A 12,780-nucleotide genomic window follows, 5' to 3' on the forward strand; every position below is an offset into this window, starting at 1 on the left:
GGTTTAAACCTTATCAAGCTTGAGTAGATATTTGTCTACAAAATTAGTAACTATTTAACTCCATTACAATTTGGAAACTCCTTTACCTTTCGATTAAAAGAAACGAATAAAATCTTGACGGTCAGTGAGATGGGGAAGCTTCATTTGACCCAGAGTCCATTCACCCGCTTTGGTTTTTGTGAGGATATAGCGGTCAAATTCTCCCGCAGGTAGATGAATAATTTCTTGAAATTGTTCGATACTTTTGATAGAGGCATAACCTCTTTCTTTTCCAATCGCGGTGTCTTTAAATTTATTCAACAAAGACAGAAGAAACTCTTCCTGAAGCTGAAAAATATCGTTGTAGTCTTTCAGCCAAGCTTTCATTTCAGTTTTAATTTTCTCGTACATGAAAGCCACCTTACGCGATCGCGCAATTCACTTTTTTGCTCAAATATTGCACAAGAGTCTTGAATTTAAAATATCGAAAAATCGAAAAGAAGTGCTTGCCTACATCGGATAAATGTCATATTTAAATCATTACATTTGTCACGCTCGATCGGGGAACAAGATGCGAACAAAGATTGCATTAACCGATTTTGTAAACCTTCAATTATCTACACGCTATATAGGAGCATTTTTGGGTAAATATCGAGATAATACCAATTTTCAGGTTTTCGCGATCGCCCTCACCCCCAACCCCTCTCCCAAATTGGGAGAGGGGCTTTTAACTTAAGACTTTAGACTGAAGTCCCTTCGCACCTTGTGGGAGAAGAGATTTAGGGATGAGGGGACAAAGATTTGTCACTCAACCAGGATTGCTGCTCGACATAGTCTTTCAATTGCTCGATCGTCATGCCATTACAAGAGGCAATATAGTAAGTACCATGCCAAAATGCGTCCTTGCAAAAGCTGTCTATACAGGCTTTGAATTCTTTGCGAATTAGGCGACTGGAAACTGTCTTGAGATTGTTTACCAACTTGCTTAATTGTACCTCTGGCGGGAAGTCGATGAGCAGATAAACATGACTCTCATCTCCATAAAAATCTTCCAGCTGGCATCGCCACTTTTGACAGGTTGCTGTCATAATTTCGCGAAGGCGTGCCAGCATTTCCGAATTGATAACCTTGCAGTGGTCTTTCGTTACTAGCACTAAATGAAACTTAAGAGAGTAAACGTTTCTATAGCCTTTATTTGGCTGCATAGCGCTAATTTGGTGCTATGGATATAATATAAGTAAGTATGATACTCATCTACGGAATTAATATTCCCAGTCGTGTAGAGAATCATATAAGTGAGGAAAGAGCTTCATCACTAGGTCGTGTGATGAGTGCTCTTCTCTGTAACTTGGTAGTGTAAAACCAAGTAGCTAAAGGCTTTTAAGCGCCTGCTGACAATCCCAATCCCGGACAAGTTTCAAGAGCATTTTCTCAAGTCCAAAAAGCCGTGACGGTCGAACGCAGCAATTTGGTAGGAAGAACGAAGGCTCTTACTGAACTCACTCAAACTCAGTTATGAATTTGAGATAGATATAGATTTGGATATTGGAACTTGATTGCCTTGCTTTCTTGAATTAGCAACACCATTATACAGGGAATATGTATGCTCGTAAGCTAGTAGGGTTCTAGCAGCTTGCAAGCATTGTAAGCGATCGCTCTACCTCACACCTTCGATCCTATCGCAGCTAGCAGGAGGTCTGCTATGAATAGCTCATGGTTTGAACTGACCTTAGAACAGGAATTTCAACTGAGACTGATGGAAGAATCAGTCCAGGAAATGAGTCGCGAACAGATGCAGGATCTCTTAATCCAGACAGCACGACTGTTGATGGTTAAAGACAACGTGCTCCGTCAGACGATTAAGAACTGTCCGCTCTAATTTGCAAAACACTGTCTATGTTTGGTTTATCAATAGCTAAAACACTCGTAAATTTGCCTGGGTTTTCATTCGTCTGTGATGGAATACCCAAGGCAATTTGCTGTGTCCATTGGCAGATTCATTCCTGCTGCTGTGCCATGATGGAAGATAGCAATGGGAAATAAACCCTTACACGCGATCGCGAAAGAAAGCGGTGAATGGCGATGGCAAAACAACTGTTACTTGAGGAGCTTGTCACCTGCGGGATAGAAAAAAACGTAGCTGCCGCGATGCTACAACAGATCGCTCCGTATCTATCCTCTCTGCCTGCCGCCGAGTGCTGGCAGCAGATTTCTCAACAAATCCTCAAACCCGACCATCCCTTTGCACTGCACGAACTACTCTATAAAACCATCTTCTGTGATTGGGATGCGAATCAAGGACCTCCTCCAGCTTGGTTTCCCTCCGACGAGCAGATTCGGGCGACCAATATCGCAGCTTTGATGAACGATCTCAACATAGGTTCCTATCGGGAATTTCATACTTGGTCGGCGCACGATCGCGCTGAGTTCTGGAACAAAACGATCCAACGAGTAGGAATTCGCTTCCGGCAGAAATACCAACAAATTGTCGATTTATCGCAGGGTGTGGAGTTTCCTCAATGGTTGGTAGGGGCACGCCTCAACATCGCCGAGAGCTGTTTTCAGGCACCCGAAGACGACCCCGCCATTGTTTTCCAGCCAGAAGGGGGTTCGCTTTCCATCCTAACCTATGGAGAACTCAACGCCCTGAGCAACCGAGTCGCCAATGGATTGGTGGAGACTGGCTTTCGTCCCGGCGATGCGATCGCGATCGCCATGCCAATGACTGCCGAGTCCGTGGCGATTTATCTGGGAATTGTCAAAGCGGGTTGTGTGGTTGTCTCTATTGCCGACAGTTTTGCCCCCGCCGAAATAAAAACGCGATTGCGACTGTCTGGGGCAAAAGGGATTTTCACCCAAGACTATATCCTGCGCGCTGGCAAACTGTTACCCCTCTATCCCAAAATCGTCGATGCCCAAGCACCCATAGCGATTGTATTATCGCTGGATTCGTCTTCATCGATACAACTCCGTCCTGACGATTGTACTTGGGAAGAGTTTCTCAGTCCCAACAAACAATTCGATCCCATTCCTGCCCGTCCATCTGCCCACACCAATATCCTCTTCTCTTCCGGCACCACGGGAGAGCCGAAAGCCATTCCCTGGACGCAAACCACTCCGATCAAATGTGCGGTTGACGCATACCTGCACCACGATATCCATTCTAGAGAGGTACTGGCGTGGCCGACCAATTTGGGATGGATGATGGGACCGTGGCTGATTTACGCTAGTTTGGTCAATCGCGCCACCATTGCCCTCTATTACGGCGCTCCCACCGAGCAAGGATTCGGTCGGTTCGTCCAGGATGCTCGCGTCAACGTGCTGGGATTAGTGCCCAGTCTAGTGAGCGCTTGGAAAGCAACTGCCTGCATGAAAGGACTGGATTGGAGCGCCATTAAAGCCTTCAGCTCGACAGGCGAGTGTTCCAATCCACGAGATATGCTCTACCTAATGTCTCTGGCGGGGTATAAACCCGTCATCGAATACTGCGGCGGCACCGAAATCGGCGGGGCATATATTACGGGAACTTTGGTACAGCCTGCGGCTCCTGCAACCTTTTCCACGCCAGCGCTGGGTTTAGATGTTGCCATCCTCGACGAAGACGGCTATCCTTCCAACAAAGGCGAGGTGTTCATTATCCCCCCATCAATCGGACTCTCTAACGAATTGTTAAATAGAGATCACTACGAGGTCTATTTTGCCGATACTCCTACTTATCCCCTAATCTCCATTCCCCTGCGTCGCCACGGAGACCAGATGGAGTTATTGTCCAACGGATACTATCGCGCTCAAGGTCGGGTTGACGATACGATGAATTTGGGCGGCATTAAGGTTAGCTCGGCAGAGATCGAACAAACCCTCAGTGTGGTGGAGGGCATTTGCGAAACTGCCGCGATCGCTATCTCTCCGCCCGAAGGTGGACCAAACCAGTTAGTTATCTATGCGGTGGTCGCAGACAATTTTTCTTGGGACAAAGAGGCGCTCAAGACTTCTCTACAGAAAGCAATCCGGCAGTCTCTCAACCCTCTTTTTAAGATTCATGACCTCGTCCTGGTCGAGTCGTTACCCCGTACCGCCTCTAACAAGGTCATGCGTCGGGTGCTGCGCGATCGCTATCAAGCCGATCGCCCAAAATCTTCTAATGATTAGACAGTTATCGTAGAGGCGGTTTTCGCCAATAAATTATTAAGAACTAAACCCATCTCTATAATTTGACTCGTTTAGGATTCAACTGAATTCGATCCGAGTAATATCAAATCCGGTTAGAATCAGTCCACTTAAGTGGACTTCAGCTATGAGCCAGGAACTTCAGTTCCTGGCGAACTGTGCAATTCATTACCCGCTTGGGATTTAAATCCCAAGCTCATAGCTTAAGTCTTCTCAAGAGAACTATAGATCCTGGTTGAGTGACCCAACTCAAATCGCCCTCACCCCAACCCCTCTCCCTATTTGGGAGAGGGGCTCTCAAGTTAAGACTTTGACCTGAAGTCCCTTCGCCCTTTGTGGGAGAAGGGATTTAGGGATGAGGAAACAAAGATTTGTCAGTCAACCAGCTATAGACCTCTTGCGTCATCGTGAGCCTAATCTTAAATCTAGTTGAATGACCATAATATCCAGTAGTGCGACCAACAGGAGTCGCTTTTCGGGAATAATTGGCGAGCGAGAATGATTGGCGAGCGGGACGGGAGCACTACACACATATTATGACTAATTAAACGGATTTGATATAATTTCCTTCTATTCCTTTAGATAGATAAACGATAAAATTCTCCCTCAAAAGCTTTTTTAAAAGCTAGTTAGTGAAAGAATTTATTCTCGGTAATGTTTAGGGGTATAAATACTTAATGCAGCTTTTAAAAATTCAAGATTATAATTAAAGAAAAAGTATAAACTAAGAGCCACCAAAAAGAAAATAAACTTTAAAAAAGCTCTGATTTAAGGCAAGGGATCGATAACTTAGAATATTAAACTAATTTTAATTAGCTAGAAAACTTGATTTTATTCAATGACGAGTGATGGTTCTGTTGGAATTACAGAAACAATCGTTATTTGACAGAGCTTGTTTTATTGAGCGTTCGAAATGCCCGCACCAAGCAGGCGATCGAAAATATTGTGGGCTTCGACCGGATTTAAATAACTCACTGTTAGTACCAGCTCAATGGTGCTGAATTATCTCAAAAAAGAGGAGGCAATTATCATGTCGTTCTCGTTAAAAACTCAAACTTTTAATTGCATTACAGATTACGCTCTTGAAACCATCAATGAGATAAATCTAGATAGGCTGAACAGATTTTTTAACAATCTGCCTGTCGATCCTTATTTAAAAGGAAACTACCGTTTCAGACGATTATCTAACTTCATAGTTTCTTCTAAGAGCTTAGTCAAGCTACCTCATAATTGCTTATTTCAAAGTAAAGAATATAATCCCCTACTAGGCGACGTAGTCAGAGAGTTCGAGGAATTAGACGAGGAAACGATCGAACTTGAAGACTTTAAAAAAATCGTCTTAGAGTTTTTTACTTTCTGTCAGCTTTGCTCTACAGCTAACGAAATTGGAGTGCATCAAATTAGAACGACCACTTCGGCTCGACAAATTGGCAATCCAGCTCCTGAAGGAATTCATCGGGATGGGGTAGATTTGGTGGGAATATTCTGCGTTAATCGGGAAGGAATTGAAGGAGGAGAAACTTATCTTTACAAAGATAAAAATAGCAGCCCAGTTTTCCAAAAAATTCTCAATCCTGGCGAACTATTAGTATTCGACGATCGCCAATTTTTCCACTATACTGCTCCTATCAAACCGACAACCGAGCAACAGGGAGTTAGGGATGTTTTTGTGTTCACTTGTCCCGGTTTGATCGCTAATAGAAACGAAAAAAACTAATAACGGGTGATTGACATGCACCTTGACATTGAATGGATACGCGCGCAGTTTCCCGCACTAGATCGGAAAATCGGCGGTCAACCAGTCATTTTTTTTGATGGTCCCGGTGGGACTCAGGTGCCTAAATCGACGATCGACGCGATCGGCAACTATTTGCTTCAGTCAAATGCCAATGCTCATGGGGCTTTTGCCACGAGTGCGCAGACGGATGCACTGATTAGAGCGGCTCGTGTAGCGATCGCCGACTTCCTTGGCTGCGATCGCGATGAGATAGCGTTCGGCGCCAACATGACGACGCTTACCTTCGCCCTCAGTCGCGCCATCGGTCGCCAGTTGCAACCCGGCGACGAGATCGTCGTGACCAGACTCGACCATGAAGCCAATGTTTCCCCGTGGCAAGCCTTAGAGGAACGCGGTGCTGTCATCCGTTTTGTCGATGTCAAGGTAGAAGACTGTACCTTAGATACGAGCGATCTGGAGCGGCAAATTAACGAGCGAACTCGAATCGTAGCGGTGGGATATGCATCCAACGCAGTCGGTACGATTAATGACGTGGCAACAGTCGTCCGATTGGCTCGTGCTGTGGGAGCATTAGTTTTTATCGATGCCGTTCACTATGCACCCCACGGCGCGATCGACGTGCGCGCGATCGACTGCGATTTCCTCGCTTGCTCGGCTTACAAATTCTTTGGACCCCATGTCGGCATCTTGTACGGCAAGCGCGAACATTTGGCTCGCTTGCGACCTTACAAGGTACGACCTGCCCCAGAAGAGGTTCCCTCGCGCTGGGAAACCGGAACTCAAAATCACGAAGGACTCGCCGGATTGGTGGCGGCGATCGACTATTTGAGCGAACTCGGTCGCCGCGTCTCGCCAGCGGTTGAAAGCCGCCGTTCTGCTCTCGTAGCAGCCATGGAAGCCATCCGACAATACGAAAGGGAACTGAGCAAACAGTTAGTAACCGGGCTGTTGCAAATTCCGGGACTAACGCTGTACGGGATAGCCGATCGGGATCGCTTTGCGTGGCGAACTCCAACCGTCGCCATCCGACTCGCCGGACATACGCCTTATGTAGTTGCGAAAGCATTGGGCGATCGCGGGATTTTTACCTGGAATGGCAACTTTTATGCCCGCCATCTCACCGAACGACTAGGCGTTGAGGCGAGTGGTGGATTGGTGCGCATTGGACTGGTACATTACAATCATCTCGAAGAGATTCATTATTTGTTAAAAGTCTTGAAGGAAATTTCTGCCCTTGCTACATCTTGACCTACTGAAAAACGCCCTCCGGTAAAATCGTAGGCACAAAGATAAAAAAGGGCTATGAAAAAAGAGACTTCCAGAAAAATTGATGCTAGCAGCAAGCTTCAAAAACCCTGGCTCGGAGCGCTTATCCCCCACAATTCAAAACCAGATTTTACTCGACCCCTTTTAGAGATTTCCGCCCAGGAACGACAACGGATCTTGGCTCGACTTAGCTTCCTCTACGGCGAAACCGAAGCTAAGAGCTGGATGCCCGAACTAGAAAGGATTCTCAAAGTTTACTATGCCTATAAACACCAGGAGGCGATCGCAGCCGAACGAGAGTTCGATCGCTCCAACCGTTTTACGGAACGGGATCTGATTTTGATTACCTATGGGGATCTCTTACGGAGTAACAGTCGTTCTCCATTAGTAACTCTAGAGAGATTTATCAGAGACATTCTCCGTTACGATAGACTCTTTAGCACCATTCATCTTTTACCTTTCTTCCCTTATTCAAGCGATCGCGGCTTTTCGATTACAGATTTTACCGCCGTCAATCTGAGTTTGGGGTCTTGGGAGGACATCGAAGAGATTGGCGAACAGTATCAATTGATGTTTGACGGGGTTTTCAACCATGTCTCATCCCAGGGTCAAGCTTTTCTGGAGATGCTTGGCGGCAATCGAGCCTATAAAGATTGGGCAATTGTCTATCATTGTGCCGACGAACTGACTCCCGAACAGCGTCGGCAAATCGTCCGCCCTCGTACCTCCGATGTCTTGACTCGCTATCAATCTATCGATGGTCCTATTTGGGTTTGGACGACTTTCTCTGCCGATCAAATCGATCTCAATTACAAAAATCCCAAAGTTCTCATGGGGACGATCGAAACCTTACTACTGTACGTTCGTCATGGGGCAGATATTATTCGCTTAGATGCTGCGACTTATTTATGGAAAGAACCGGGAACGACTTGCGTTAACTTGCCCCAAACCCACGAACTCATCAAGCTTTTTCGAGATGTCTTAAATGTCGTTGCACCTGGCGTTGCCCTGATTACGGAAACCAATGTGCCCCATCAAGACAATATCTCTTACTTTGGAGATGGTTCGGACGAAGCTCAGATGATTTATAATTTTGCCTTGCCGCCGCTCGTTCTCTACACCTTTTACAAGGAAGATACCACGGTTCTTTCCGAGTGGGCAAAGGATCTAGAGTATCCTTCAGCGACGACAACGTTTTTTAATATTCTTGACACCCATGACGGGATTGGTTTAATGGGGGTCAAAGATATTTTACCTCAAGCAGAGATTGACTTTATTATCCAGAAAGCTAGAGAGCATGGGGCATTTGTCTCCTATAGAACGGGAGCCGATGGCAAGAGAGAGCCTTACGAAATCAACACGACTTGGTTTAGCGCCCTCAACCTAGATAATAGCCGCGAAGACATGGCTTTTCAGGTAAAACGGTTTGTTGCTTCCAGAAGCATCGCTTTGGCACTGCGAGGAGTGCCGGGAATATATTTTCACGGACTAATTGGCACGCGCAACGATGTTGAAACGGTTCGGAAAACGAAATTTAAGCGAGACATCAACCGTCAAGTTCTTCAGGAAGAAGACCTCATCATCGCCCTTAAAGACCCACACTCAAAGCTTTCTCTGCTCGCAAGCGAGTTGGGCAAACTTCTAGAAGTTCGAGTCAAACAGAGTGCTTTTCATCCCAATGGGAAACAACAAATTTTTAGGCTTTCCCCAGATGTTTTTATCGTATGGCGAACGTCTCCCAATGGGGACGAGCATATTCTCACTTTAACCAATGTTACTCACAAAATTTGTCAAATCGAGATTCCGCTCTCCGAATTAGGGGTCAAAGAATGTCATTGGTACGATTTAGTCGGTAGAAGAGGGTGGATGGCGCAAGGGCAAAATCTAGAAGTGATTTTACAACCCTACGATGTAGTTTGGCTGATTCCCTTTACCGAAATAGAGAGGAGTATCGAGTCGGAGGAGGGTTGAACAATGCGATCGCGAGCAATCCTCTCAAGCTATCGTACTCCGATCGAGATATCGCTTAGGAGGAATTTCTAGCACCTACCTTGTAACAGTACAATGGTGTTGGTTTTTACAAGCCAGTTAGCGATTGAGGAACCATTGTGCTGCTATCAAAAGGATTTGAAGTCGAAATGTATACTGGCACTCCCGAAGGCGACATCGTCGGGTTGTCAGATCGTATCGTTAGAGACCTAGAGGGATTTGTACGAGAGCCAGACAGTCGCAACGTAGAATATACGACTGCGCCACTGTGTTGCTACGATCGCCTTTTATGCGCCATCCTGCGACCCCGACGGCAGCTTAGAAAATATTTACAAAAAATCGGTAACTACACGCTAATTCCCGGCAGCACGTTATCTTTGGGGGGGGGCGATCGCTTTTACCGTTCCGATCCCAACAATCCCTATCACGACTACATCGAGCAAACCTACGGAACCACGGTCGTCACCGCCAGCATTCACATGAATGTAGGAATCGACGACCCAGAAGATTTACTGCAAGCTTGTCGCCTCATTCGCGTCGAAGCCCCTCTCTATCTTGCCCTAAGTGCCTCTTCTCCTTTTTTTGACGGCAAAGCAACAGGCTATCACTCGACTCGCTGGCACATCTTTCCCAAAACCCCTGCTCAGATCCCGCTCTTTGAGAGTCACGCTCACTTTATCCGCTGGACGGAAGAACAACTAGCCAAGGGAACGATGCAAAACGTTCGCCATCTTTGGTCGTCAGTGCGCCCCAATGGCGATCGCCGTCCCTACTGTCTCAATCGCTTAGAATTAAGAATCTGCGATTTAATTACCAATCCTATTTCTCTGTTGGCAGTGATGGCATTGTTAGAAGCTCGTCTCACCCAACTGTTGCAAGATCCCAGTCTCGATCCCCTACAACTGAGCCGATTGCCTGCGGCGACTCGTGCAGAAGATTTAATCGCTATTACCAATGCGAACGAAGAAGCTGCCGCCCATCGGAGTCTGGACGCGCAACTCCGACATTGGCAAGACGGTCGCAAAATTCTCGCTAGGGAATGGATCGAGGAAATTTATCAAGAAGTCTTGCCAATTGCTAAACAACGGGGTATCGCTTGTTTTCTCTCGCCCGTGAAGAAAATTCTGCGGGAGGGCAATCAAGCTCAACAATGGATGCAGCAATACGAAGCGGGATGGGATATCCGTTCGATTATAACTCGTGCCATTCAAACAACAGAGCTACAAGAGCAAGAACTCGAACACAAGTTATGTCAGCCGTTGCTGGTCGCTTGAGGCTGCTTTTGCAGCCAACTGTCTATATCTTGAAGGACTCGATCGGGAATTTCCCAAGGAAATAGATGGGCTGTATTCGGATAGCATTGCCAGTGACAATGCTTGAGATGTTGAGCGGTTTCCTGACTCGATTCAGCCGTAATATGTTTATCTTCGGCACCTGCGAGTACGAGACAAGGAATTTCAATCCGGTTTAGATCTCCCAAGCGATTGTATCCCGATCTGAGCGCTTTAGAAAGCGCTTTTTGGGCGGCATTAGAAGTTTGCAGATAGGCGGAAACTCCGTCGGAGGCGAGGTATTGATAGGCGAGAGGAGTTTGTTGGTACAGGAGGTAGCGAAAGAGCGATCGCACCCCAAAAACCTCTATATTCCACTGCCATCCGGGTTTGAGGTAATTGATAATGCCAGCGACTCCGGTATAAAGCAAATCCTGCCGGCTTACGGGGGGATGATTGCCGCGAGGACGTGCGGCAGAAGCAATCAAAATCAGACCGCTAAACCGTTGGGGATCTTGGAGGGCTAATTCTAGAGCGAGAATTCCGCCTAACGACCATCCCAAAAGTAAGCAGCGATCGACTTTTAATCGATCTAAAAGTGCCGTCAAATCGGTTAAATGGTCGTTCATCTCGAAGTGACCGTTAGGACGACTTTTCCCATATCCTCGTAAATCAGGCGCTATGGTTTGAAAGCGTTTTGATAAATAATTGGTAAAGACAGATAAGCTGCGACCCGAACCTGGATGACCGTGCAAGCAGAGAATTGGGTAGCCTTTTCCTCGAACTTCGACGTTGAGATTCATGAAATGGAGACTAGATGTTATCGACCCGAATGACTTTTTACTAAAGCTGATTTATCAATAAAAAATTAGGTGAGTACTTTACTATTAAGACTCTTTTTCTCTGTCTAAACTTATTTTAAAGTGCCTATCTTAAAGTTGGCTAAAAAGTAGCCCGAACTTTACTGGTAATGCGCAGAACTGACTCTTGCTCGAATTGTTGTTTATATTTTTTAATAATTGCTCGAATGGCTTGCTCCTTCTCAAAACTGGGTTCGTAGAGTAATATTAACATTTTGTTTTTTTCTTTCAGTATCGTTCCAGAGGAGTTTAAATACTGTCCGTAACCATCTAAAACCGTTAATCCTTCTCGAAAATGCGGGGTAATCTCGTCATTCAAAAATTGCTGCCATTGAACTTCCGTTATTTGTTTCCCCTGTGGCAAAGAGGTGCCAAAATACAACTCATCTTTAATTAAGATCTGAGAGTTAGCCTCAACCGCAGGGACAGCAGTGGTTTCTTGAATTTTTGAATACGGAGCGATCGCGCCAGTTAACAATAAACTGATAAAAAACAAAATTCCCAGACGGTTGAGTCGAGTCTTCATGGATTAAACGATAGACTGAGAGATTTTTTGGGGTTGCATAATAACAATATGAACCTGGGAAAATCGTTATGCAATGTTTGTCTCCCAATTCGACTTAAATCTGGTTCGATTATCGATCGCGTCGTTCGTATTTGGATTGGGCAACGCCGATTTTTCGATAAAGATCGTCTCTCGATCCTGGCAAAAGTTGACCTTCAATCCAATCGGAAGGTAAGGATTCTCGCTTGCCGATGAAGAGGATTCCATTGGCAAGCAAGCGATCGCAAATTTGTTGGAGAATTTCCCATTGCAAGGTTAAATCGAAATAGGTGAAAACTAAATTCCGGCATAAAATCAAGTGAAATGAGCCACTCGGCATTTCCTTGCGGATATCTTGGCGATCGAAGCGAATTCTTTCCTTAAAAGTAGGCTTGATGCAATATTGCTCGCTTACGATGGTAAAAGCTTCTGCGATCCATTCTTGAGGAAGTTCTTTGAGCGTTCCTAGTTTATAACAACCTTGACTCGCTCTTGAGAGCATATACTCGTCAATATCGGTGGCAATGATGTCTAAGGGCAAATAGAATTGAGCTTTTGCCAAACAGAAATGCTCGATGAGTTTGAGCGTATAAACTTCTTCTCCTGATGCACAGCCAGCACTCCAGCAACGCAGGCTTTTGTCGCCCCTTTCGGTAGCTAACCGCGCCAATTCGATTAGTTCCTGGGATAATTGCTCGAATACCCGCGAATCTCGATAGAAACGAGAAATAGTGATTCGGCAGCAAGCATCCACTACCGACCATTCTTCAGCATGAGTAGCGAGATAGACAGAGTAACTGGAAAAATCTTCTAGTCCCAATTCTTTGATGCGATGTTTTAACCGCTTGCAGACTTGCTGGCGCACTCGCCGAAACCCCGACCAACGCAAGTGTAATTTAGGGAGGATTTCTTGTAGAAAGCGGACGCATTCGCAATCTTTCATTGAGTCAGGTTTTTGTTGAGCGA

Annotated in this window: 12 protein-coding genes; 7 read left to right on the forward strand and 5 right to left on the reverse strand. The window is 45.8% G+C overall.

The genetic code is table 11. The features are described 5' to 3' along the window. Nucleotides 1–93: 93 nt before the first annotated feature. A complete protein-coding gene (locus NIES593_RS18365) occupies nt 94–390 on the reverse strand; it encodes a GH3 family acyl-acid amido synthetase (RefSeq protein WP_073600959.1) in 297 nt (98 codons plus the stop codon). Between the two features lie 160 nt (nt 391–550). Here NIES593_RS18365 and NIES593_RS24310 point away from each other — a divergent pair, with 160 nt between their 5' ends. Further along, nucleotides 551–715 (forward strand): hypothetical protein, encoded by a 165-nt coding sequence (locus NIES593_RS24310; RefSeq protein WP_175561175.1) that lies wholly within the window; start codon nt 551–553, stop codon nt 713–715. A gap of 43 nt (nt 716–758) precedes the next feature. Here NIES593_RS24310 and tnpA read toward each other — a convergent pair whose 3' ends face one another. Further along, on the reverse strand, nt 759–1,184 hold the full coding sequence (tnpA, locus tag NIES593_RS18370; RefSeq protein ID WP_073600960.1) for an IS200/IS605 family transposase: 426 nt from the start codon (nt 1,182–1,184) through the stop codon (nt 759–761). 497 nt (nt 1,185–1,681) lie between these two features. Here tnpA and NIES593_RS18375 point away from each other — a divergent pair, with 497 nt between their 5' ends. The 6 genes from NIES593_RS18375 (at nt 1,682) to gshA (ending at nt 10,413) form a co-directional block, all read left to right on the forward strand. After that, nucleotides 1,682–1,858 carry an NblA/ycf18 family protein gene (locus tag NIES593_RS18375; RefSeq protein ID WP_015144646.1) on the forward strand — a complete coding sequence of 59 codons (177 nt, stop codon included), beginning with the start codon at nt 1,682–1,684 and terminating at the stop codon, nt 1,856–1,858. Nucleotides 1,859–2,061: 203 nt separating this feature from the next. After that, a complete protein-coding gene (locus NIES593_RS18380; RefSeq protein ID WP_073601005.1) occupies nt 2,062–4,128 on the forward strand; it encodes an AMP-binding protein in 2,067 nt (688 codons plus the stop codon). 1,048 nt (nt 4,129–5,176) lie between these two features. After that, on the forward strand, nt 5,177–5,863 hold the full coding sequence (locus tag NIES593_RS18385) for a 2OG-Fe dioxygenase family protein (protein WP_073601006.1): 687 nt from the start codon (nt 5,177–5,179) through the stop codon (nt 5,861–5,863). A 15-nt stretch (nt 5,864–5,878) separates the two neighbouring features. Continuing rightward, complete coding sequence (locus NIES593_RS18390) at nt 5,879–7,132, forward strand: cysteine desulfurase-like protein (protein ID WP_073600961.1); 1,254 nt, start codon at nt 5,879–5,881, stop codon at nt 7,130–7,132. A gap of 54 nt (nt 7,133–7,186) precedes the next feature. Further along, a complete protein-coding gene (locus NIES593_RS18395) occupies nt 7,187–9,121 on the forward strand; it encodes a sugar phosphorylase (RefSeq protein WP_175561176.1) in 1,935 nt (644 codons plus the stop codon). Between the two features lie 137 nt (nt 9,122–9,258). Further along, a complete protein-coding gene (gene gshA, locus NIES593_RS18400; protein ID WP_073600962.1) occupies nt 9,259–10,413 on the forward strand; it encodes a glutamate--cysteine ligase in 1,155 nt (384 codons plus the stop codon). On the opposite strand, the gene NIES593_RS18405 is transcribed toward gshA, so the two are convergent. The 3 genes from NIES593_RS18405 to NIES593_RS18415 form a co-directional block, all read right to left on the reverse strand. Next, complete coding sequence (locus NIES593_RS18405) at nt 10,392–11,213, reverse strand: alpha/beta fold hydrolase (RefSeq protein WP_073600963.1); 822 nt, start codon at nt 11,211–11,213, stop codon at nt 10,392–10,394. The genes gshA and NIES593_RS18405 overlap by 22 nt on opposite strands. 139 nt (nt 11,214–11,352) lie before the next feature. Then, on the reverse strand, nt 11,353–11,796 hold the full coding sequence (locus tag NIES593_RS18410; RefSeq protein ID WP_073600964.1) for a DUF3574 domain-containing protein: 444 nt from the start codon (nt 11,794–11,796) through the stop codon (nt 11,353–11,355). A 109-nt stretch (nt 11,797–11,905) separates the two neighbouring features. Next, nucleotides 11,906–12,757, reverse strand: coding sequence for a CheR family methyltransferase (locus NIES593_RS18415; RefSeq protein WP_073600965.1), 852 nt, complete (start codon nt 12,755–12,757; stop codon nt 11,906–11,908). Nucleotides 12,758–12,780 lie beyond the last annotated feature (23 nt).

The sequence above is a fragment of the Hydrococcus rivularis NIES-593 genome (assembly GCF_001904635.1).
GTDB lineage: Bacteria > Cyanobacteriota > Cyanobacteriia > Cyanobacteriales > Microcystaceae > Hydrococcus > Hydrococcus rivularis.